The organism is Aquabacterium fontiphilum (genome assembly GCF_009909205.1).
GTDB classification, from domain to species: domain Bacteria; phylum Pseudomonadota; class Gammaproteobacteria; order Burkholderiales; family Burkholderiaceae_C; genus Aquabacterium; species Aquabacterium fontiphilum.
This window is the reverse complement of record NZ_JAAAPN010000001.1, coordinates 358,762-381,677: the sequence shown is the minus strand read 5'-3', so window position 1 is coordinate 381,677 and position 22,916 is coordinate 358,762. Positions and strand designations below refer to the sequence as shown.

At 68.1% G+C, this 22,916-nt stretch carries 18 protein-coding genes; 9 read left to right on the top strand and 9 right to left on the bottom strand.

Annotated features, from left to right (window positions below; all coding sequences use genetic code 11):
* Positions 1 to 109: 109 nt before the first annotated feature.
* Positions 110 to 2,152, top strand: a complete 2,043-nt coding sequence (locus GTZ97_RS01580) for an ATP-dependent helicase (protein ID WP_161648742.1) — start codon at positions 110 to 112, stop codon at positions 2,150 to 2,152.
* Positions 2,153 to 2,195: 43 nt separating this feature from the next.
* Here GTZ97_RS01580 and GTZ97_RS01575 read toward each other — a convergent pair whose 3' ends face one another.
* The gene (locus tag GTZ97_RS01575) at positions 2,196 to 3,779 is read right to left on the bottom strand and encodes a GDYXXLXY domain-containing protein (protein WP_161648741.1); all 1,584 of its coding nucleotides are present in this window, start codon (positions 3,777 to 3,779) and stop codon (positions 2,196 to 2,198) included.
* Entirely contained in the window at positions 3,776 to 4,714 is a 939-nt protein-coding gene (locus GTZ97_RS01570) for a DUF2157 domain-containing protein (RefSeq protein WP_161648740.1), read from the bottom strand. Before GTZ97_RS01570 ends, GTZ97_RS01575 begins: the two co-directional genes overlap by 4 nt.
* Before the next feature lie 301 nt (positions 4,715 to 5,015).
* Here GTZ97_RS01570 and GTZ97_RS01565 point away from each other — a divergent pair, with 301 nt between their 5' ends.
* Positions 5,016 to 5,438 carry an OsmC family protein gene (locus GTZ97_RS01565; protein WP_161648739.1) on the top strand — a complete coding sequence of 141 codons (423 nt, stop codon included), beginning with the start codon at positions 5,016 to 5,018 and terminating at the stop codon, positions 5,436 to 5,438.
* A gap of 37 nt (positions 5,439 to 5,475) precedes the next feature.
* On the opposite strand, the gene coq7 is transcribed toward GTZ97_RS01565, so the two are convergent.
* From coq7 to GTZ97_RS01535, 6 genes are read right to left on the bottom strand one after another with little or no spacing between them, the layout of a single operon-like run.
* Positions 5,476 to 6,159 carry a 2-polyprenyl-3-methyl-6-methoxy-1,4-benzoquinone monooxygenase gene (coq7, locus tag GTZ97_RS01560; protein ID WP_161648738.1) on the bottom strand — a complete coding sequence of 228 codons (684 nt, stop codon included), beginning with the start codon at positions 6,157 to 6,159 and terminating at the stop codon, positions 5,476 to 5,478.
* A 50-nt stretch (positions 6,160 to 6,209) separates the two neighbouring features.
* On the bottom strand, positions 6,210 to 7,364 hold the full coding sequence (gene rodA, locus GTZ97_RS01555; RefSeq protein WP_161648737.1) for a rod shape-determining protein RodA: 1,155 nt from the start codon (positions 7,362 to 7,364) through the stop codon (positions 6,210 to 6,212).
* Positions 7,361 to 9,547 carry a penicillin-binding protein 2 gene (mrdA, locus tag GTZ97_RS01550; RefSeq protein ID WP_161648736.1) on the bottom strand — a complete coding sequence of 729 codons (2,187 nt, stop codon included), beginning with the start codon at positions 9,545 to 9,547 and terminating at the stop codon, positions 7,361 to 7,363. The genes rodA and mrdA overlap by 4 nt, the downstream gene beginning before the upstream one ends.
* A gap of 25 nt (positions 9,548 to 9,572) precedes the next feature.
* Positions 9,573 to 10,088 (bottom strand): rod shape-determining protein MreD, encoded by a 516-nt coding sequence (mreD, locus tag GTZ97_RS01545; protein ID WP_161648735.1) that lies wholly within the window; start codon positions 10,086 to 10,088, stop codon positions 9,573 to 9,575.
* Positions 10,085 to 11,032: a rod shape-determining protein MreC gene (mreC, locus tag GTZ97_RS01540; RefSeq protein WP_161648734.1), complete on the bottom strand. Its 948-nt coding sequence runs from the start codon at positions 11,030 to 11,032 to the stop codon at positions 10,085 to 10,087. Before mreC ends, mreD begins: the two co-directional genes overlap by 4 nt.
* Before the next feature lie 46 nt (positions 11,033 to 11,078).
* Entirely contained in the window at positions 11,079 to 12,122 is a 1,044-nt protein-coding gene (locus GTZ97_RS01535; protein ID WP_161648733.1) for a rod shape-determining protein, read from the bottom strand.
* 248 nt (positions 12,123 to 12,370) lie between these two features.
* On the opposite strand from GTZ97_RS01535, the gene gatC reads away from it, so the two are divergent.
* The 7 genes from gatC to GTZ97_RS01500 all read left to right on the top strand — a co-directional run bounded on the left by gatC (position 12,371) and on the right by GTZ97_RS01500 (position 22,164).
* Positions 12,371 to 12,670, top strand: a complete 300-nt coding sequence (gatC, locus tag GTZ97_RS01530; protein ID WP_161648732.1) for an Asp-tRNA(Asn)/Glu-tRNA(Gln) amidotransferase subunit GatC — start codon at positions 12,371 to 12,373, stop codon at positions 12,668 to 12,670.
* Positions 12,667 to 14,205, top strand: a complete 1,539-nt coding sequence (gene gatA, locus GTZ97_RS01525; protein WP_161648731.1) for an Asp-tRNA(Asn)/Glu-tRNA(Gln) amidotransferase subunit GatA — start codon at positions 12,667 to 12,669, stop codon at positions 14,203 to 14,205. The genes gatC and gatA overlap by 4 nt, the downstream gene beginning before the upstream one ends.
* A gap of 22 nt (positions 14,206 to 14,227) precedes the next feature.
* Positions 14,228 to 15,706 carry an Asp-tRNA(Asn)/Glu-tRNA(Gln) amidotransferase subunit GatB gene (gene gatB, locus GTZ97_RS01520; RefSeq protein ID WP_161648730.1) on the top strand — a complete coding sequence of 493 codons (1,479 nt, stop codon included), beginning with the start codon at positions 14,228 to 14,230 and terminating at the stop codon, positions 15,704 to 15,706.
* 51 nt (positions 15,707 to 15,757) lie between these two features.
* Positions 15,758 to 18,838: a hybrid sensor histidine kinase/response regulator gene (locus GTZ97_RS01515; protein WP_161648729.1), complete on the top strand. Its 3,081-nt coding sequence runs from the start codon at positions 15,758 to 15,760 to the stop codon at positions 18,836 to 18,838.
* A gap of 129 nt (positions 18,839 to 18,967) precedes the next feature.
* Positions 18,968 to 20,584 carry a DUF2306 domain-containing protein gene (locus GTZ97_RS01510; RefSeq protein ID WP_161648728.1) on the top strand — a complete coding sequence of 539 codons (1,617 nt, stop codon included), beginning with the start codon at positions 18,968 to 18,970 and terminating at the stop codon, positions 20,582 to 20,584.
* 15 nt (positions 20,585 to 20,599) lie between these two features.
* A complete protein-coding gene (locus GTZ97_RS01505; RefSeq protein ID WP_161648727.1) occupies positions 20,600 to 21,706 on the top strand; it encodes a helix-turn-helix domain-containing protein in 1,107 nt (368 codons plus the stop codon).
* Positions 21,703 to 22,164, top strand: coding sequence for a DUF2834 domain-containing protein (locus GTZ97_RS01500; RefSeq protein ID WP_161648726.1), 462 nt, complete (start codon positions 21,703 to 21,705; stop codon positions 22,162 to 22,164). Before GTZ97_RS01505 ends, GTZ97_RS01500 begins: the two co-directional genes overlap by 4 nt.
* A 22-nt stretch (positions 22,165 to 22,186) precedes the next feature.
* Here the strand turns inward: GTZ97_RS01500 and GTZ97_RS01495 are convergent, their stop codons facing one another.
* A complete protein-coding gene (locus GTZ97_RS01495; RefSeq protein WP_161648725.1) occupies positions 22,187 to 22,891 on the bottom strand; it encodes a DUF4124 domain-containing protein in 705 nt (234 codons plus the stop codon).
* Positions 22,892 to 22,916 lie beyond the last annotated feature (25 nt).

The window sequence follows — 22,916 nt, the reverse complement described above, 5'->3', positions numbered from 1 at the left end:
GACACATCCACTATCCTGTCACCCCCCACCCACGTGGTTCTGTCCCCAATTACCCGCCTCTCCGCGCTGCATGTCGTCTTTTGCCCCCTCCACCATGAACCCGGCCCAAATGGCAGCGGTTCAACATCTGGATTCGCCCTGCCTGGTGCTGGCCGGCGCGGGCTCGGGCAAGACGCGGGTGATCACGCACAAGATCGCGCGGTTGCTGCAGCCCGGGCACGGGGCCGACCTGGCGCCGTCGCAGATTGGCGCCATCACCTTCACCAACAAGGCCGCCGCCGAAATGCGCGAGCGGGTCAAGGCGCTGATCGGGCCGAAGGCGGCCGGCAAGCTGCTGGTGTGCACCTTCCACTCGCTGGGGGTGCGCCTGCTGCGCGAAGACGGCGAGGCCGTGGGCCTCAAGCCCAAGTTCTCGATCCTGGACAGCGACGATGTGCTGAGCATCCTGCGCGATGCGGGCGCCACCACCGATGCGAAGCTGGCGCGCAGCTGGCAGTGGCAGATCAGCCTGTGGAAGAACCAGGGGCTGACCGGCGGCCACGCCCTGAGCCAGGCCGCCACCGATGACGAGGCCCTGACCGCCAAGATCATGAAGCTCTATGAAGAGCGCCTGCTGGCCTACCAGGCGGTGGACTTCGATGACCTGATCGGCCTGCCGCTGAAGCTGCTGTCGGAGCACGAACACGTGCGCCAGAAGTGGCAGCGCCAGTTGCGCCACGTGCTGGTGGATGAATACCAGGACACCAACGCGACCCAATACGAGCTGCTCAAGCTGCTGGTGGGGCCGGAGGGCATCTTCACCGCCGTGGGCGATGACGACCAGTCCATCTACGGCTGGCGCGGCGCCACGCTGGACAACCTCAAGCGCCTGCCGCAAGACTTCCCCAACCTCAAGGTCATCCCGCTGGAGCAGAACTACCGCTCCACCAGCGCCATCCTGCGCGCGGCCAACAACGTCATCCAGCTCAACCCCAAGCTGTTTCAGAAAACGCTGTGGTCGGACCTGGGCGAAGGCGAGCCCGTCAAGCTCATGGAGTGCGACAACGAAGAACATGAGGCCGAGCGCACCGTGGCCCACTTCAACCTGGTGCGCAACCGCCTGCTGCACGACTACCCGGCGAGCGACAAGGGCGACTGGAAGCACTTCGCCATCCTCTACCGGGCCAACCACCAGGCGCGCATCTTCGAGCAGGCCTTGCGCAAGGCCAATATCCCGTACAAGGTGTCAGGCGGGCAGAGCTTTTTTGACCGCGCCGAGATCCGCGACCTGTGCGCCTGGCTGCGCCTGCTGATCAACAACGACGACGACCCGGCCTTCCTGCGCGCCATCACCACGCCCAAGCGCGGCATCGGCCACCAGACGCTGGGCAAGCTGGGCGAGTTCTCCTCGAAGTGGAAAGTGAGCCTGTTCGAGGCGCTGTTCGCCGAGTCGCTGTCCACCGCGCTGTCAGAACGCGCCATCGACGGCCTGCGCGAGTTTGGCCGCTACGTGAACGACCTGGAGTACCGCGCTCGCCACACCCAGGGCTCGGAGGATGCCAAGGCGCTGCTGATGGACTGGCTCAAAGACATCGGCTACGAGCAGCACCTGATGGACAACGAAGACAATGAGAAGGTGGCCGCTGCCCGCTGGAGCAATGTGCTGGACTTCGTGGACTGGGTGGCCAAACGATGTGGTGGCGACGTGGAGGCCGATGGCGGTATGACCACCGAAAGCGAACGCCGTACCGTGCTGGAGGTGGCCCAGACCATCGCCCTGATCACCACCCTGGCCGAGCGCGAGGGGGAGCAGAACGTGGTGACGCTGACCACGCTGCACGCCTCGAAGGGCCTGGAGTGGCCACACGTGGTGCTGGCCGGCGTGAACGAGGGCGTGCTGCCTTTCAGCCGCGAAGAAGGCGAGATCTCGCCGCAGCAGATCGAGGAGGAGCGCCGCCTGATGTACGTGGGCATCACCCGCGCACGCGAAACCCTGGCCGTGAGCGTGCTCAAGCGCCGCAAGAAGGGCCGCGAGTACATCCAGGCCATGCCCAGCCGCTTCGTGGCCGAAATGAAGCTGGGCGAAGGCGGGCCGAAGGAGGACCCGCGGGAGAAGCTGCGCCGGCTGCGTGAAGAGCTTGCAGCGCGGGCCCGGGGGCCCGTGGCGGGCTGAGTCGGCGGGCTGACCGCCCCCCGACCTCCGCCCCCTCTCCGGTTCACAGCGGCGCCAGATCCGCCCCGCGCAAGCCCACCAGCAAGGCCCGCCCCCGCGCGTCGACGCGGAACTCACCAAAGCGTGCGGCCTCCCAGCGACGGGCCTCGCCCTCGGCAAAGAACCACGCGTCGGTCACCACCGTCCAGCCCTGCGGCTTGCGCGTGAGCTGGATGCGGAACTCGCCCGGCGCCAACGCGCCCTCACCCAGGTCATACCGCCTGAGCGTGGCCACACCGCGTGCATCGCGCACCGCCACGGCGTGCCAACGCTGCTCGCCGGGCAAGGCCTCGTGCCAGCCCGGCGCCGCGGCCGACCCCATGGGCGCCGGTGGCATCTCGAAAGCCAGGGCCATGAAGTCGCCCTGCATCAGCGAACGCGGGTCCACGGGCGCCAACGCGATGAACACCGGCTGGCCCTCTCGGATGAGCTGTTCTTTCTGCCAGATCGCGGCATTGACGCCCAACATCGCTACCGCCGCCCCGGCCAGGATCAGGCCGCGGCGGTCGATGGGATGGGCGGAGCGGGGGTCGGACGCAGGCCTTGTGCCGGACACAGCAGCTTCTCGATGCTCCCGCATGCCCCAGGCACCCAAACCACCCAGCAAGGCACCGGCCGCCACCAGCATCACGGCCTTCCAAGCCAGAGGCCAGGCAAGCTGGTAGTAGAAGGCGCCCAACACCCACAGCAACACCAGTGCGGCCCAGCCCGCCAGATATGGCCTGCGGGTCAAGGCACACAGCACCAGCGCCGCCAGCGCCCAGCCCAGGCCCGGGATGACTGCAGCCAGCGCCAGCAGACACAGCCACACCGCCACCCACCACGGCCGGCGCCAGTGCGGCCACGCACGCCACACGCGCGCGCCCGCCACAGCGGCGCCCGCTGCAGACACGGCCGCCCACACCAGCCCCGACTGCTCGAATGCGTGGGCACCGCCGGTGCCACCCGGGCCCATCAGCCCGCCGCCCGCCGCCGGCAGCAACATCGTCATGCCCGACCACGCGGCCAGGGCGGCCAACGCCACCACGGCCATGCCGCCCAGCACGGCCTCGGCCCAGGCCAGCGCGCCCGGCCCGAACCCCTGGCGCACGGCACCATGCCGCACCGCCATCAGTGCCCCCACGACCCATACAGCCCCGTGCACTGCCCAAGCCAGGCCCGCCGTGCGGCCCGCCCAGGGCAAGGCCTCCACACAGGCCATCAGGCCCAATGCCAGGGCCGCCGCGCCCAGCAAGGCCTGGAACGCGCGCTGCGGCACCACCGTCGACACGCCCAGCGCGCACAGCGCCAACGCCCACAAGGCCCCCTCATCGCTCAGATCTCGCGTGAAGCCAAAGGTCAGTGCCCCCAGCCCCAGCAACAACACCGGCCAGGCCAGTTGCTCGACAAACAGCGACAGCCCCCGGCTGCGCACCACCGTCAGCCCGCCACCCAGCAACAGAGCACCGAACGCGTACGGCCCCGGCCCACTGCGCCAAGCGTCGCCGAACAGCAGCGCCAGCACGCCCACCAGAGGCAACAGCGACAACCAGGCGCCCAGCGCGGTCAGGATCACCACCGGCCAGGGGCGAGACACCGGGGCGCTCATGCGGCACCACCTGGCTGCCGGGCCGCGCCGTCCGCTTCAGCGTCCGCTCGGGACCACCGCAGAATCCAGGTCACCGAGGCCGCGAGCGCGCCCATGGCAATCAGACCCAGCAGCAGAAAGACGCCGGCGTCCGATCCGCGCGCCCCGTCGAACAGCAGCCTGGCCAGGCCGCCGACCAGCAGCACATTGCCCAACAGCGCCTGGGCGCTGAGCGCCGCGACGTCGCGCGGTCTGGCGCGCAGGGTCGCGCCCATCAGCCCCGCCAGCAGCAGCCCGGCGACAGCCCACGGGCCACCCCAGTCTGGCCGCGTCAGGGCGAGCACCGCCCCCGTGCCCAGCATCAGCAGCGTCAGCACCAGGGCGGTCAACCAGGCCACGCGGCCGGCGCCGCGCCAGTGTGCCCAGCCGGCATGCAGGGCGGGATGCAGTGCCAGGCTGATGACTGCGGCCAGCGCCCAGGCCAGCCACATCGGCCCCCAGTTGCCGTCGTGACGCCACAGCGAGCCTTGCCAGGTCTGCCACCACAACGCCACGCCCGTCAGCGCGACCAGCGCCCACGCTGCCCACAGGCCATCACGCCGCACAGCCAGGCACAGGGGCAGGCCCAGCGCCGCCCAGGTGGCAAACAGCGTCCACGGGTCGGCGCCCGTTTGATAGGTCTGCCCGAAATAAGTCAACAGGCCCCCGAGCGAGGCGAACGCCACCACTGCCAGCGGCGTGCGCCAAGCCGGGCGCTGCGCCGCCGCCACGCAGCACGCCAACCAGGCGCCCTGCAGGATGGCGAACTGAGCCAGGCGAGGCCAGTAGGCCCAGTTGGCCGCCACCCAAAAGACCACGCCCAAGCCCAGCAGCCCGGCTCCTGACACGGCCACGGCCTGCGGCAAGCCCGTGCCGTGACGCGCCCATTCGGACAACCGTCTTGTCCGATGATCCATGCTGGCTGCTCCTTGTCATGGCCACGAAGACCGATACGGCATGCTACGCCGACGGCCTGGCCGCGCGCAGGACTCCCCTCCTCTTGGGGGAGCAGGCTCAGCCCACACCGCCCAAAAAAAAGCCCGAGGGCCGTTGAGGGCCTCGGGCTGCAATACTTCCCGACCAGGGAGGTAAGTGGAGAGAAACAAGAAACAAGCTCTGGGTGAGAACCTTTACATTCAGAAAAGTTCCGCGGCCGTTGCACCTGCCCTCGTGGCATATTTCACGCCCGCCTTTGTTACCGCAGACAGGACGTTTTTCATGGAATGCACCATCCACTGGCAGCCCGCCTCCGGCATGGCCTTCATGGCCGAAACCGGCAGTGGCCACATCATCAACATGGACGGCGCCCCTGAGGGCGGAGGCCGCAACCTGGCCCCCCGGCCCATGGAAACCGTGCTGGCTGGCACCGGCGGCTGCACCGCCTATGACGTGGTGCTCATCCTCAAGCGGGGGCGCCACGACGTGCGGGGCTGCCAGGTCAAGCTGACAGCCGAACGCGCCGACACCGATCCCAAGGTGTTTACGAAAGTGAACATGCACTTCGTTGTGACCGGCGTGAACCTCACCGAGACCGCCGTGGCTCGCGCCATTCAGATGTCGCACGAGAAATACTGCTCGGCCAGCATCATGATCGGCAAGACCGCCGAGATCACGACCAGCTTCGAGATCGTTGCCGCCTGAGCGGCGGCCTCTCCTTCCCACCGAGCCGGATGCCGGCTCAGATGCGGTGCGCCACGGTGGTCATCACCTTGGCCGCCAGCCGCATCAGGCCCTTGACCGGCGCGGGCAATGCCTGGCCGCCGGCCGCCAAGGCGGCGTCGGCATGGGCGACCTCGTCGTCACGCATCTGCGCCACGATGGCCCGAGAGGCCTGGTCGCCGGCTGGCAGGCGGTCCATGTGGCTGTTGAGGTGATGCTCCACCTGGCGTTCGGTTTCCACCACAAAGCCCAGGCTGACCTTGTCGCCCGCCTTGGCGGCGAGCAGCCCGATGGCAAAGGCCCCGCCGTACCACAGCGGATTGAGCAGGCTGGTGCGCCCGCCCAGTTCCTTGAGGCGCTGCTCCGTCCAAGCCAGATGATCGGTTTCTTCGCGGGCAGCGTGCTCGAACTGCGCCTTCAGCGCCGGATCGGTGGTCCCGAAGGCCTGCGAGGCGTACAGGGCCTGGGCACAGACCTCACCCACGTGGTTCACCCGCATCAATGCGGCCGACAGACGCTTGTCCTCCGCCGACAGCGGGCCGTCTTCGGCCTCTGCGCGCGGGCATGGGCGGCTGGCGGCATGATCGGCAAAGCAGGTGCGCAACGCGCTGTCCACGGCCAGAATCAGGCGGTCCACCGGATCGTGGCGCACGCCGTGGGCCCGGTTGGCGCCGGCCAGAGGGGGTTGAGAAACATCGGTCATGGCGCCGATGTTAGCGCCATGGCGTCAACAGGGTTTGCGTCTCGTCAGGGTCAACGCTGCATCAGGCCGCGGCTGCGCGCAATCGACATCAGCACCCCCATGCCCAGACCCAGCGTGACCATGGCGGTGCCGCCGTAGCTCACGAAAGGCAGCGGCACGCCGACCACCGGCAGGATGCCGCTGACCATGCCCATGTTGACGAAGGCATAGCTGAAGAAGTTCAGCGCCATGGCCCCCGCGAGCAGCCGGGTGAACAGCGTGGGCGCCTGCCACGCGATCAGCAGGCCGCGGAAGATCAACCATAGAAAGCCCACCATCAGCACGAGCACACCGATCAGGCCGTGTTCTTCGGCGTAGCCGGCAAAGGCGAAGTCGGTGGTGCGCTCGGGGATGAACTCCAGATGGGTCTGGGTGCCTTGCATGAAGCCCTTGCCCGTGACCCCGCCCGAGCCAATGGCGATCATGCTCTGGATGATGTGGAAGCCCTTGCCCAGTGGATCGGACATGGGGTCGAGCAGCGTGCAGACCCGGTTCTTCTGATAGGTGTGCAAGCCGGGCCAGTTGACCTCAGGCTGGCAGATGTCGGCCTCGAAAGCCACGATGAGCGACAGGCCCAGCGCACCCACGGCCACCACGGGCACGATCAGCCGCCAGCTCAGCCCGGCAAAGAAGATCACATACAGACCGGCCAGCACCACAAGCAAGGTGGTGCCGAGATCCGGCTGCTTGAGGATCAACGCTGCCGGTAACGCCAGAATGCCGGCGGCCACGCCGAAGTCGAGTGGCCGCAACTGGCCCTCACGACGCTGGAACCACCATGCCAGCATCAGCGGCATCGCGATCTTCATGATCTCCGACGGCTGGATCACTACACCCACATTGAGCCAGCGCGTGGCCCCTTTCTTCGTGACGCCAAAGAATTCGACGCCCAGCAACAGCACCACACCGACCACATACAGCGGCAGCGCCAGGCTCATGATGCGCTGAGGCGGCACCTGCGCCACCACGAACATCACCCCAAGCGCCAGCAGGATGTTGCGGGCGTGCTGGAAGAAGCGCGTCCCGTGATCTGCGCCGACCGAGTACATGTTGATCAGCGCGAGCGCAGACAGAAAAACGATGGCCGCCACCAAGGGCAGATCAAAACCCTGGAACACCGGGCGCAAGCGCTGCCACAGGGAGGGCTTGTCGAACGCAACACTCATGGCGGGCCTCCAGAGTCGCGCGTGGCCGGGGCCGACGGCGCAGGCAGGGCAGGCGGTGCCGGTGCGGCCGGCGAGTTGGGCACCGCGGGTGCGGATGCGACCGGCACCACGACCGCGCTTGCAGCGGCCAGCGGCACGGATGCGGCCGACGCGCCAGACGGCGGCACCGGCGGCCGCGCGGGGTCGGACGGCTGGCCGATCACCTCGCCGTCCACCTCGGCGCCAAAGGCATTGACACCACGCGGCAGCGGCACGTCGGCCACCCGACGTGGCGTGCCGATGGGCGCCGCCGCCCGGCCCTGCTGTACCGCCAAGATGTCTTCCTCGCTGGGGTAGACACCCAGCAACAGATAGTCAAGCACACGACGGGCGATCGGCGCTGCCGCAGCAGCCCCAAAACCGGCGTTCTCGACAATGACCGCAAGCGCCACCTGCGGCCGGTCGACCGGTGCAAAGGCTTCGTACAGCGAATGGTCGCGCTTGTACTCTTCCAGACGCGAGGCCACGTAGCGCTCGTTCTGCCTCAGGCCCACGGCCTGCGCCGTGCCGGTCTTGCCGCCGCTGGTGTAGGCTGCGCCCCAGAAGACGCGGGTCGATGTGCCCTCCTGCGTCACACGGTACATGGCCTCGCGGATCAAGCGCGTGTGCTCGGGCTTGAGCGGCAGGGGCACGAGTGGTTCGCGCGCCGGCGCATGCCGCTCTCGCGAGACCATGTCCTCGATCTCGCGCACCAAACGCGGTTGGAAACGCTGACCGTCGTTGACCACGGTGCCCAGCGCCTTGGCGATCTGCAGCATCGTGAAGCTGTTGTAGCCCTGGCCGATGCCCAGCGAGATGGTTTCGCCCGCGTACCAGCGCTTCTGCTCGGGCCGCCGGTAGGTCTCACGCTTCCAGGTGGTCGATGGCAGGATGCCGCGCAACTCGCCCTTGAGGTCGATGCCGGTGAGCTGACCGAATCCCAGCGGGGCCATCTGGTCGTGGATGAGGTCCACGCCCATCTCGTTGGCCAGCGAATAGAAGTAGACGTTGCTGGACTTGATGATGGCGCGACTCATGTCCATCGGCCCGCCCTGCTCGCCGGCCGGGCTGCGAAAGCGATGGCCACCGAACACAAAGGTGCCGTTGTCCATGATCACGGTGTTGGCCGCGCGCTTGCCGGTGTTCAATGCAGCCAGGGCCATGAAGGGCTTGTAGGTCGATCCGGGAGGATACAGCCCACGCAGGGCCCGGTTCAGCAAGGGCTTGTCGGGCGACTCGTTGAGCGCCTTCCAGCTTTCGTGGTCGATCCCGTCAACAAACAGGTTGGGGTCGAACGTGGGCTTGCTGACAAAGGCCAGGACCTCGCCATTGCGCGGATCGATGGCCACAAGCGCACCTCGCCGGTTGCCGTACAGCCGCTCGATGAGATGCTGCAGCTTGATGTCGATCGACAGGTGCACCGTGTTGCCCGGCGTGGCCGGGTTGGACCGCAGGCTGCGCACGGCCCGCCCACCAGCACTCGTCTCGACCTGCTCAAATCCGGTGATGCCATGCAGCTCGCGCTCGTAGGCTTGCTCGATGCCCAGCTTGCCGATGTACTCGGTGCCGCGGTAATTCGCCTGATCTTCTTCGGGCCAGTCTTCCATGGCCTCGGCATCGCGACGGCTGATGCGGCCGATGTAGCCCAGCACGTGGCTGGCTGTCTCGCCATATGGGTAATGGCGGAACAGGCGTGCCTGAATGTCCACCCCGGGGAAACGGAAGCGCTGCGCGGTGAAGCGCGCCACCTCGGCGTCGCTGAGCCGCGTGCGGATGGGGATGGACTCGAAGCTCTTGGACTCTTCGCGCAGGCGCTTGAAACGGCGGCGGTCGCGAGGTTGGATATCGACCACCTCGGCCAGTGCATCGATCGTGGCCTCCAGATCATCGACCTTCGACGGCGTGATCTCCAGCGTGTAGGCCGCGTAGTTGTTGGCCAGCACAACGCCATGGCGATCCACGATCAGGCCGCGGTTGGGCACGATGGGCACCACCGCAATGCGGTTGTTCTCGGCGCGCTGCACGAAGTCGTCATGGCGGACGACCTGCAGCACGACCATGCGAAAGACCAGCAGACCAAAGCAGAACAGCACGAAGCCCGCCGCGACCCACAAACGCAGGCGCAACCGGCCCAGCTCCTGCTCGACGTTGCGGATCTCGGTCATGGGCTGCCAGCCTTGCGCGTGCCGCTCACAGCGGACGGTTCTTGTCGCGCACCGGTGGACGCCGCTGTGGCGCAAGCAGCAGCATCGTGGCCAGCGGCCACATCAGTGCCTCGAGAACCGGCGCCAGCACCAGCCACCAGCCCGGGAACACCCCGCCGGCCAGCAGGCGCACGATGAGCGACACCACATGTGCAGCCACGAACAGCGGGGCAATCTGCACCACTTGCGAGGACACGCTGAACCACAGCACACGCCGGTGAATCGTGATGGCAAAGAAGCTCAGCAGTGTGTAGGCCAGCGCGTGCTGGCCCAGCAGGGCGCCCTCATGCACGTCCATGAACAGGCCGAACACGAAGGCTGCCCCCACACCGACCCGGCGCGGCTGGTGCACGCTCCAGAACACGAGCACGACAGCCAGAAAATCCGGCATGCCGGCCAGCTGACCCCAGGGCATCAGGTTGAGGACGAGCGCCATCAGCAGCGATGTCCAGATGAACACCGGGTTGACCGGCAGCAGCAGCTCGTTGCCGCGGGGCATCATGGGCGCACCTCCGACGGCGTGGACGCGGCGGGCGCGACGCCCGACGCCGGTGCCGCGGCCGAAGCCGCCGATGCGGCCGACACCGGATTGGGGGCGCCCTCCACGGTGAGCAACAACAGCACATGGCGCGGCTGCTCGGCATGGGCATATGGCTTGAGCACGATGCGCGCAAAGGCGGAATCGGCCCGGCGATCCACTTGTGTCACCTGGGCCACCGGCAGCCCCGGCGGGTAGACTCCGTCCAGTCCTGACGTCTGCAGCACGTCACCGGCCTGGACATCGGCGTTGCCAGCCATGAAGCGCAACTCCATGCCGCGGTGCTTGGGCTGTCCGAAGGCCACGCCCCGCTGCTGCGTGCGAAGGTTGATCACCGGCACGGCCGCATCTTTGTCCGTGACCAGCGTGACCTCGGACGACAGCGGGTACACGCGCGTCACCTGGCCAAGCACGCCGTGCTCGTCGATCACCGGGGCGCCGGGTCGCACGCCGTGGCTGCCGCCGCGGTCGATCACCACCTTGCGACTGAACGGATCTGGCGCGTCGTACTGCACTTCAGCGGCCAGCGTGGGCACGGATGCACGCGGGCGCAGATCCAGCAAGGCCCGCAAGCGCTCGTTTTCGTGCTGCAACTGCTCCAGCCGCATGACCCTGTCGGCCTGGGCCATCAGTGCGCGCTCGGCACGCTGCTGCACCGCCTTCGCTTCCTCCAGCCCTCGGACGTAATGGGACAACGTGTCGTAGCCCCGGGCCGGCGCCAGCAGCCCCTGCTGCACAGGGTGGAGCAGCGTCGCCAGCACAGCGCGCAGCGGCTGGGTGATGGCCCAGCGCGCATCGGCCACCATCAGGAACACGGCCAGCGCGGCATAGAAGGTCAGCCGCGTGAACGCCGACGGCCCCTGCTTGAAAAAGGGCGGCGGCGAGCGGTCAAGGGTGGCCAGCGGCATGGTCGGGGGGCAGGGCCTGCGTGGTCAAACCGGCCCGATCAAGGCCTCACTCAGAGGTGAAGATGCTGCCCAGGCGGTCCATGCGCTCCAGCGCCATGCCGCAACCGCGCACCACACAGGTCAGCGGGTCTTCGGCCACGTGCACGGGCAGGCCGGTTTCCTCGGCCAGCAGGCGATCCAGGTCGCGCAGCAGCGCGCCACCGCCGGTCAACATCATGCCGCGTTCGGCGATGTCGGCGCCCAGTTCGGGCGGGGTCTGCTCCAGCGCGTTCTTCACGGCCGAGACGATCTGGTTGAGCGGGTCGGTCAAGGCCTCCAGGATCTCGTTGGACGAGATGGTGAAGCTGCGCGGCACACCTTCGGACAGGTTGCGGCCCTTGACTTCCATCTCCTTGACCTCGGAGCCGGGGAAGGCGCTGCCGATTTCTTTCTTGATGGCCTCGGCCGTGGGCTCGCCGATCAGCATGCCGTAGTTGCGGCGGATGTAGTTGATGATGGCCTCATCGAACTTGTCACCACCCACGCGGACGGAGCCCTTGTAGACCATGCCGCCCAGCGAGATCACGCCGACCTCGGTGGTGCCGCCACCGATGTCGACCACCATCGAGCCCGACGCCTCGGACACCGGAAGGCCCGCGCCGATGGCGGCGGCCATGGGTTCTTCGATCAGGTAGACCTCTGAGGCGCCGGCGCCGAGCGCCGACTCGCGAATGGCGCGGCGCTCGACCTGGGTGGAGCCGCAGGGCACGCAGATGATGATACGGGGCGACGGCTTCAACACCGAGCGCGGATGCACCATCTTGATGAACTGCTTGAGCATCTGCTCGGTCACGGTGAAATCGGCGATCACGCCGTCCTTCATCGGGCGGATCGCCTCGATGTTGCCGGGCACCTTGCCCAGCATGGCCTTGGCCTCGGCGCCCACGGCCTGGATGGTCTTCTTGCCGTTGGGACCGCCTTCGTGGCGGATGGAGACCACCGAAGGCTCGTCCAGCACGATGCCCTTGTCACGCACGTAGATCAGCGTGTTGGCCGTGCCCAGGTCGATCGCCAGGTCGGTCGAAAAATATTTGCGAAACATCGAATACATGCAGCAGCGCTCCGGGTGGAAGGGCTCGGCCACGGCGGGGGCTGGGGCGGTGCGCCATGGCGCAACGGCATGCCAGATCAAAGCCCTCGGACGCGGTGGCAGACGCCATCCTGAAACAGCGCGCGCAGCCACGCCATCGGAGGCATGCGGCTGCGCGCGAAAGAACCTTGTGGATAACCTACGATAATACCCCAAGGGCTGGCCCTTTCCGGGCTCCGCCACCCGTGTTTACCCCCCAGTAACAAACCATGGCCCTGACCTCTGACGACGTCGGCCGGATCGCCCAGCTCGCGCGCCTTGAACTGCGCGACGACGAGGCGGCCGCCATGCTGACGCAGCTCAACGAATTCTTCGCCATCGTCGAGAAGATGCGCGCGGTCGACACCTCCGGTGTCGAGCCCCTGTCCACCCCCCTGTCGGCCATCGAGGACGTGACGCTGCGCCTGCGCGTCGACGCCGTGACCGAAGGCGACGCCCGCGAGGCCAACATGGCCAACGCCCCGGCCCGCGATGGCGGCCTGTTCCTCGTTCCGAAGGTGATCGAATGAGCGCCGCCGCCCTCCACGACCTGACGCTGGCGCAGCAAGGTGCCGCCCTGGCCAGCGGGCAGACCACCTCGGTGGCCCTGACCCAGCACGCGCTGGACCGCGTGGCCGCCCACGCGGCGCTCGGCGCCTTCCTGCATGTGGACGCGGCCGGCGCCCTGGCCGCCGCCGCGGCCTCGGACGCGCGCCGCGCCGCAGGGCAGCCCCTGGGCCCACTCGACGGCGTGCCGATCGCCCACAAGGACATCTTCGTCACGCAGGGCCAGCCCACCACGGCCGCCTCGAAAATGCTGGCCGGTTATCGCAGCCCGTTTGACGCCACCGTGGTGGCGCAACTGCAGGCCGCTGGCGTGGTCAGCCTGGGCAAGCTCAACTGCGACGAGTTCGCCATGGGCGGCGCCAACGAGAATTCGGCTTACAGCGTGGCACGCAACCCCTGGGATACGAGCCGGATTCCGGGCGGCTCGTCGGGTGGCTCGGCCGTGGCCGTGGCTGCGCGCCTGGTGGCCGGCACCACCGGTACCGACACCGGCGGCTCGATCCGCCAGCCGGCCGCGCTGTGCGGCATCACCGGCATCAAGCCCACTTATGGCCGCTGCTCCCGCTTTGGCATGATCGCCTTCGCCTCGTCGCTTGACCAGGCGGGCCCCATGGCCCGCACAGCGGAAGACTGCGCGCTGCTGCTCGACGCCATGAGCGGCTTCGACCCGCGTGACGCCACCAGCGCCGAGACCGTGCAGCTGCACGACGGCAGCCCGGCCGCCAACCAGCCTGGCGTGATCGGCAAAGACCTGGCCGCGCTGAAGCTGGCCGCCGATCTGGCCGATGCGGCGCGTCCGCTGGCCGGCCTGCGCGTCGGGGTACCCAAGGAGTTTTTCGGTGAGGGCGTGAGCGCCGACGTGCTGGCGGCCACCCGCGCCGCCCTGGGGCAGTTGCAGCAGCTGGGTGCCACGCTGGTCGATGTGAGCCTGCCGCGCACCGAGCTGTCGATCCCCGTGTACTACATCATTGCGCCGGCCGAGGCCTCGTCCAACCTGAGCCGCTACGACGGCGTCAAGTTCGGCCACCGCGCAGCGAAGTACAGCGACCTCAACGACATGTACCGCAAGACGCGCGCCGAAGGCTTCGGGCCAGAGGTGAAGCGCCGCATCATGATCGGCACCTATGTGCTGTCTCACGGCTACTACGACGCCTACTACCTGCAGGCCCAGAAGCTGCGCCGCATGATCGCCGACGACTTCCAGGCCGCTTTCCAGGTGTGCGATGTCATCGCCGGCCCGGTGTCGCCCACGGTCGCGCGCGCCATCGGATCGTCCACCGACCCGGTGCAGGATTACCTGGCCGACATCTTCACGCTGCCTGCCTCGCTGGCCGGCCTGCCGGGCATGAGCGTGCCGTGCGGCTTCGGCGAGCACGGCATGCCCGCGGGGCTGCAGCTGATTGGCAACTACTGGCAGGAGGCCCGCCTGCTGCACATGGCACAGGCCTTCCAGCAGGTGACCGACTGGCACCAGCGCGCCCCGGCCACCCTCGCCTGACGAACCCGACGAGACACATTCCATGGCTAGCAAACTTGTCAGGGGCTACGAGGTCGTCATCGGCATCGAAACCCACGTCCAGCTCTCGACGCAGTCGAAGATTTTCTCGGGCGCCTCGACCCGCTTCGGCGCCGAGCCCAACACCCAGGCCTGCCCGGTCGACATGGCCCTGCCCGGCACGCTGCCGGTGATGAACAAGGGCGCCGTCGAGCGCGCCATTGCGTTTGGCCTGTCCGTGGGCTCGACGATTGCGCCGCGCTCGATCTTCGCGCGCAAGAACTACTTCTACCCCGACCTGCCCAAGGGCTACCAGATCAGCCAGTACGAGATCCCCGTCGTGCAGGGTGGCGCCGTCAGCTTCTTCGTGGGTGACCAGCCCCACACCGTGCGTCTGGTGCGCGCCCACCTCGAGGAAGACGCTGGCAAGTCGCTGCACGACGACTTCATCGGCTTCAATGGCGAGAAGTCGTCGGGCATCGACCTCAACCGCGCAGGCACGCCGCTCATCGAGATCGTGACCGAGCCCGACCTGCGCTCCAGCGCCGAGGCGGCCGAGTACGCGCGCGCGCTGCACACGCTGGTGGTGTGGCTGGGCATCTGCGACGGGAACATGCAGGAAGGCTCGTTCCGCTGCGACGTGAACGTGTCGGTGCGCAAGCCCGGCGCGCCGCTGGGCACGCGCCGCGAAATCAAGAACCTCAACAGCTTCAAGCACATCGTCCAGGCAACCGACTTCGAGATCAACTGGCAAATCGAGCAGATCGAAGACGGCCTGCCCATCCAGCAGGCCACGGTGCTGTTCAACCCCGACACGGGCGAGACGCGCGCGATGCGCACCAAGGAAGACGCGCACGACTACCGCTACTTCCCCGATCCTGATCTGCCGCCGCTGGTGATCGCGCCGGAGTGGGTCGAGCGCATCCGCGCCGAGATGCCCGAGCTGCCGCGCGTGATGGCCGAGCGCTTCGTCAAGGACTACGGGCTGCCCGAGTACGACGCGACCATGATGACGCAGTCGAAGGCCTTCGGTGCGTTCTTCGAGGCCGCCGCCAAGGCCTGCAAGCAGCCGAAGCTGGTGTCGAACTGGCTGATGGGCGAAGTGTCACGCCGCCTGAATGCAGCCGAGCAGACCATCGAGCAATCACCGGTGACGCCAGAACTGCTGGCAGCAATGATCTCGCGCATCGGCGACGGCACCATCTCGAACAATGGCGCCAAGCAGGTGTTCGATGCGCTGTGGAGCGGCGAAGGCAACGGAGACGCGCAAGCCCGCGTGGATACCGTCATCGAGGCCAAGGGCCTCAAGCAGATGAGCGACACAGGCGAGCTCGAAAAGATCCTCGACGACATCCTGGCGGCCAACGCCAAGTCGGTCGAAGAGTTCCGCGCCGGCAAGGAGAAGGCCTTCAATGCGTTGGTGGGTCAGGCCATGAAGGCCACCAAGGGCAAGGCCAACCCGGCCACAGTCAACGATCTGCTCAAGAAGAAGCTCACCGGCTGAGTCAGCTCGCATCGTGTGCCACACTGCCATGAACCACGCGCGAGCGCGAACATGGCACACACACACAAGGGAGTGACGATCCGGCGCACGCTGTTCGGCCTGTTGGCTGCGGCGCTCGGACCGGTTCTGATCGGCACCGTCTTGCTGCTCACCCAGCAATGGCGGGCCGACCACGGGCAGGCGCAGATGCGGTTGCTCAGCGAAGCGCAGCTGCTGGCAGACGGCGTCGACCGGGAGCTGGGCGGAGCCGAAGGCCGACTGCGTGCCGCGTCGGCCAGCAGCGCATTGCGGGCGGGAAACTGGGCCAGTTTTCACGTTTTCGCCCAACGGGCGGTATCAGACTGGCCTGCAGCCCTGATCACCGTGACCGATGCGACCGGGGAAGTGCAAGTCAACACCGGGGTGCCACGCGGCACCCCGCTGCCCAACCTGTGGGCGCTCGAGCGCGCCGAAAGCGAAGTCGTCTGGAACGGGCGCCGCCTGCCGTTCAGCTCGCAGGGGCTCACGCGCCGCGCAATGCAGACCGACTCGGTGCAGTACAGCGGGCTGTTCTACGGCGCCCGGGTACGGCAGCCGTATCTGTCGATCGCCTTGCCGGTGAGCCGAGACGATGGCCAGCGCGTGGTGCTTGCCCTGTCCTTTCCCCCCCAGCGCCTGCAGGCGCTGGTGGCGCATGCCGACCTGGGCCCAGGCGGTGACGTGCTGATCACCGACCGCAGCGGCCGCGTCGTGGCGCACAGCGCCGGCAGCCGCTGGCAGCTCGCCGACCCGATCCCACTGTCCGCGCTGAAGGCGGCACCGGCCGTACACGAAACGGTTGCGCTCGGCGGCGATCGCATGCTGATCGCCAGCGTGACGGCGGCGGGCGGGGCGTTCACCGTCAGTGTCATGCGGTCCGCTGCGCAGATCGAGGCCCTGGCGTGGCAAGCCGCGCTGGCCTGGGGCAGCTTGGCGCTGGGCGCCACGGCGCTGGGCGCGGCCGTGGCATTGCGCCTGGCCCGGCAGATCACCCAGGGGCTCAGCGCGCTGCAGGCCGCCGCGATCGGTACGCCCGCCGCGCCGCAAAGCTTCCGCATCCACGAGATCGACACAGTCGCGCTGGCGCTGCAGCATGCGCGCGAGCGGGTCGCCGCGCATGACCGCGAGGTGGCCATGCGACAGGCCGCCGAGGCGCAACGGGAAGCGGCCGATGCCGGCGAGCGCCACTTGCGCCACGTCATGGACCGGCTGTTCGCCTTTGTCGGCGTGCTGGACACCCAAGGCCGCCTGCTGGAGGCCAATGATGCCCCGCTGACACTGGCAGGCATCGCGCGTACCGATGTGATCGGGCGCTGGTTCTGGGACTGCCACTGGTGGACACACGATGCGACTGTCGCGGCCCAGCTGCGCGCCGCCATCACCCAGGCCGGCGAGGGCACCACGGTGCGGTATGACGCGCCCGTGCGCATGGCCCACGATCAGCTCATCACCATAGACTTTCAGATCGCGCCGCTGCTCGATGAAGGGGGGCGCATCACCCACCTCATCGCCAGCGGCGTGGACATCACCAGCCGCGTCGCCGCGCTCGACGCCTTGCGCCTCAGCGAAGCGCGCGCGCAGGAGGTGGCACAGCAGCACGAACGCGAGCGGCGCCTGCTGGACACCACGCTGGAGGCCGTGCCAGCCGGCATCGCGGTGGCCGACCCGCAGGGGCGGCTGATCCGGGCCAACCGCGCGCTCGCTCAGGTATGGGGCGACCCGCCCGCCAGCGAGTCGGTGGAAGACTACGACCAGTGGCAAGGCTGGTGGGCCGACGGCTCGGCTCGCCACGGGCAACGCGTGCAAGCCCATGAATGGCCGATGGCCCGCGCCCTGCGAGGTGAGGTCTGCCAGGATGACATGATCGAGATCCAGCCCTTCGACCAGCCGGGCGTGAGACGGGTCCTGCTCCTGTCGTCCGCACCGGTCTACGACGCGGCTGGCCACGTGATGGGTGCGGTCACCGCCCAGATCGACATCAGCGAGCGTGTCGCCCACGAAGCCGCATTGCGCAATGCCGACCGGCAAAAGGACGCTTTTCTGGCGGTGCTGGCACATGAACTGCGCAACCCGCTGGCCCCCATCCTCACCTCAGCGGAGTGGTTGGCGCAACGCGCACCATGCACCGACGATGTGGCTCAACGCTGCCACACCATTCTGAGACAGGCACGCACCCTGTCCCGTCTGGTGGACGACCTGCTGGACGTCTCGCGCATCAGCCTGGGTGCCGTCCATCTGCAACGTGCGCCGCTGGATCTGCGCGACGCCATTGCTGGAGCCGTGGATGCCGTGCAGCCAGTCGCCGAGGCGCGCGGTGTGCAGCTGAGTGTCGCCCCAGGCGGTCAGCCCGTGACAGTCGAGGGGGACCTGACACGCCTGACCCAGGTGATCGGCAACCTGCTGCACAACGCTGTGAAGTTCACACCGGAAGGCGGTCGCGTGACCGTGGCGCTCACCTGCGACGGCACAGCCGCCACCGTGGCGGTGCATGACACCGGGCGGGGGATCTCGCCAGCCATGCTGGAGACCATCTTCGACTGGTTCACGCAGGAGCAGCGCAGCGGGCTGGCGGGCAACTCCGGACTCGGCATCGGGCTGGCGTTGGTGCGCCAGCTGGTGACGCTGCACGGGGGACACGTGACTGCTCACAGCGCCGGACCGGGCTTGGGCAGCACCTTCACTGTTTGTCTGCCGCTGGCTCACGCTGACAACGCGCCCTCGCCCGTGCCGACATTGGTGGCCTCCACCCCGCAGGCCAGCCTGAGGGTGCTGGTCGTGGACGACAACGTCGACGCCGCGCAGTCCCTCTCGGAACTGCTCGGGCTCATCGGTCACCGTGTACAGCAGGCCCACTGCGGTCAAGACGCATGGAAGGCCGCCACCGAGGTCCAGTTCGACGCTGTGATACTGGACATCGGTTTGCCCGATGTGTCCGGCTATGAGCTGGCAGGCCGGCTGCGTTCGTCCCTGCCTCGTGTACCCATGCTGATCGCCCTGTCGGGCTGGGGCCAGGCGCAGGACAAGGCACGCGCGCTGGCCTCCGGCTTTGACCACCACCTGACCAAACCCGCCACCTTGTCCACGCTGACCGAGATCCTTGCTGCGGTGCGCTGATTGCGCCGAAGCGGCTGACACGGGCAGCCACACAAGCGGAGTGCATGGCGGCTGGAGCAAGGTCATGGCCACCCAAGTCAGGCGTCCGCCGGCAGCATGGCGTGATCTGCGTCAGCCGCTTCGAACGCCATGCGCCACACCGTCGTCGCCCACACCCCTCGCCGCGCCGTGCTGCCCGCGGTGCCATCTGAGCCGCTCTCTGAGCCGCTCTCTGGGCCCCTCTCGGTGGCGCCCGAGTGGCGCACCTGGCTGCTGCGCGGCCTCGCCTTGCTGGGTGCGATTGGCATGCTGCTATACGGCCTGGCCGCCATTGACGCCGGCATCGTGAACTACCGCGCAGCCGGCAACGAGCAGATCGCGCAGCAACGCATGCAGATGCGCGACGCAGCGGACGCCGGCCAATCCCTGGGCCCCACCTCCGAGGTGGCCAGCCATTCCAGCATCATGCTGGCACTGCTGGCGGCCATCAGTTCGCCCACCTACGCTTTCGGCAGCAACGGGCTGAGCGAGCCCCTGATCCATTACGCCACCATGCCGCGCAGTGTCGGCATCACGCTGTCCGTGCACAACGTGCTCGGTGGCGTCACGATGCTGTTTGGTGCCCTGCAGTTCTGGCCCGCCTTCCGGCGGCGCTTCCCGCTGTGGCACCGCGCCTTTGGCCTCGTCTACATCCTGGCGGCGCAAGGCGCGATGATCGCAGCCATGGTGTTCCTCGTGAGGACACCCGTGCACCTGATCTACGACCAGCTGACGTTCTACGTCGGCCTGTGGGGCCTGGCCATCGGCGTCACCGTGAGCCTGTGGATGGCCATCTACGCGATGGCCCGCAAGCGCATCGCCCAGCACCAGGCGTGGATGGCACTGAACTACGGCATGTTGCTGACCGCGCCGATCCAGCGCTACGGCTGGCTGGCCTTTGGTGCCGCCGCACCCGAGTTGCGCCAACTGGAAGGCAACTACGCCGTGACGGCCGTCCTCGTGCCGCTGTGCGTGATGATTGGCTACGCGCTGTTCACCCTGAACCGCCTGCTGCAGGCCGAGCGCCCGGCCCACACCGTGGCGCGTGTGGCCGCCCCCTTTCAGTGGCATGCCCGGCTTGGGCGTTGGCTGGCGGTGGGCATGATCCCGGTGGTGCTGTGGGCCGGCGTGACGACGGTGCAGCAACTCGCGCTGGGCGACGGACTGGCAGGCGCCCACGACGCCCAGCGGCTGATCCCGGCCGGTGTGTTGGCCCTCGACCAGCAGGTGATGCACGCCCATCCATGGACGCAGGGCCTGTTTGTGACCGGCACGCTGCTGGGACTGAGGGCCGCGGCAGCCTGGCTGTGGTCTGGCAGGCGCCCGGCCGGCGGCCTGCTCGCCACCGGTGGCGCCCTCGCGGGCCTGGCTCTGGTGCAGTGGGGCCTGCAACTGGGCATGCCCAGCTTCGCCACCCTGCATGGCGGCGCGCTGCACGTGTTCGGCGGCGCCATCGTGCTGCTGTTCTCGCTGCTCATGGGCGGGGCGCTGTGGCGCCAACGACCGGCCTGGGCGCGCGAATGGTCTTGGTTCGTCATCGCCGGGCTGGTGGCCACACCCAGCCTGTTCTGGATCATGCCTGCCATCGCCCTGTGGCCCATCGAGGCGCAGTACATCCAGACCGGGCACGCCTTCCGGCTCGCCGCCTATGGGCAGTGGATGCTGTTGATCGGCGCCTTTCTGTGCGCCATCCACAGCCAGGCCACCCACGCTAAACTGGCCCGCTGACCCTGCTGCGCGCCCATGTCCGCCCCAGACCGCGTCCTTCGCTCGCTCACCTTCCCCATCCAGTACCTGGAAATCGGCGAGGCGCTCGCCCGGGAGCTGGGGCAGGACATCGACCGGCTCTATCGCGAATGGGGTATCGACCTGCCACGGCCTTTCATGCCATGGCACACCATGGACGGTGTGCACATGAAGCGCTCGCTGGCCCATTTTCTCGCCAGCGCGCCTTACGGGCCGCCGCCCATCGTGGCCTTCATGGCGCACTTTCCCCTGACCGTGCACGGGCCTGTGGGCATGCTGGCCATCACCTCGGCCAACCTGGGGGAAGCGCTCCAGGGTGCCATCCGCTACGCGCCGCTGGTCATGCCCGCCTTCTCCTTGCGCCGCGAGGATGTGGGCGACGAAGTGCACCTCATCGTCGAGCCCCTGGTCGACTTTGGCGACGTGCAGGATTTCTTCACCGAGACCGTGGTGCTGGCCCCGACCAAGGTCCTGCCTTTTCTGAAGGAGCCGGTGCTCGGCGCGTCGGTCCACCTCCGTCATGCGCCGCTGGGCGATGTCCGCCAGTACGAAGCGGCTTTTCCGGGACGTTTCCATTTCGGCGCGCGGCACAACAAGCTGGTGCTGCCGCGTAGCGCCCTGGCCATTCCGCTGATCGCACCAAGCAAGGCGTCGCACCTGATGATGAAAGCCACGCTGGAGCAGCAGCGTCGATCACGACTCGACGTGAGGCCCGTCACGCGCGAGGTCAAGGAGCGCCTGCGCGCCGGCCTGCTGCGCCGTCAGGTGCCCAGCGCCGAGGAGGTGGCGCACGGCATGGCGCTGTCCGCGCGGACGCTCAGCCGCCGCCTGCAAGATGAAGGCACGACACTGCCGCAACTGCGCGCCGAGGTCTGCATCGAGTACGCCCAGATGCTGTTGCTGGAGACCGGCAAGACCATTGCGCAGATTGCCGAGGCGGCAGGTTTCTCAGACGCCACCGCCTTCTCGCGGGCTTTCAAGCGTGCCAGGGGCCTGACGCCCAGCGCCTTGCGCGAACGCCAGTCTGCCCCTGCCCCTGCCACCGCTGCCGCTGCCGCTGCCGCTGCCGACGGTTCAGACCCCAACCCGATCGCTTCAACATGATGGACACCACCCGGGCCCGCTGCGCGGCCTATGCGCTCATCGCACTGGCCGCCCTGGCCGGCACCGCCTCGCAGCTGCCTTCCTACGCCGCACTGGGGCTGTTGCAGGGCAACGTCCAGTTCTGGCAGGACACGCTGGCCAATCCGGCCAGCCGCTTCATCACGATGGATGTGTTTTTCGTGTTCCTGGTGGTCTGGCCGTGGATGATCGGCGAAGCCAGACGCCTGCGCATGCGCGGTCTGCCCTGGTACTTTCTGGGCTCGCTGCTGGTGGCCTTCAGCGTGGCCCTGCCCGTGTTCATGCTGCACCGCGAGCGTGCGCTGCAGCGCCTGGCGCAGGTGACAAGCCCCCACCCTGCCGAGCACGCGCCCTCGCCGCGTCAGTGGACATGGTGGTCGGTGCTGGCCGTGGCCGTGGCCACCTTGCTGTACACCCTCCGGGCCAGCGGGCTGCTCTGAGCCCGCACGGCGCGGCTGGCAGTCAACGGTCAGCCGGTTCGCTGTCGAGGCTGCCGGGGGCGGCGCCAGCCCACAGCCGTTTCAGTCGCGCCAGCTCGGCGTCGTACAGGCCATTGATGCGAGCCACCTCGTTGCGCTGGGCCTGAACCACATCGCGCTGGGCCTGCTGCTGCGCATCGTTGGCATCGATCTGGGCGCGCAGGCGCGGCGGCAGATTGCGGCCCTTGTAAAACTCGGTTTCTGCATCCAGCCCACGACGCTCCTTGGCCAGATCGGCCAGCTGGCGCTCAGCTGCAGCAATCAGCTTTTGCGCATCTTCCAGCGCATTGGCGCGCGCACGGGTATGCGTAGCCTCATCCGGATAACGGTGAATCAGGTTGCGGTCGCGGCGAATGGCATCCTTGCGCGCGGCTTCCGCCAGCGCCTGCTGCCGCCGTTGCTCCTCGTAGGCTGCACGCTGCTCGGGCGTCATGCGTGGGGGCACGACCTGCCGCTGCGAGCCATCGCGGTTGAGCACGCGCTGTTCGCGGTCGAGGCATTCGGGAATCGGGCGGTCAGAGGTGTGGCGCCGGCCCTGCGCGTCCACGCAGGAATAGATGCCCGTGGGCTGCGCGGCCATCGCGGGCATGCTCACCACGGCACACAGCGCGGCCGCCAGTGAGCCGGCCAGCGCGCCTGCGGCGGCCTGCCGTTGCTTTGCTGCCCAGCGGCTTGCGCCACGCTTCATGCCACGGATCTCCTGCTGGTGACTA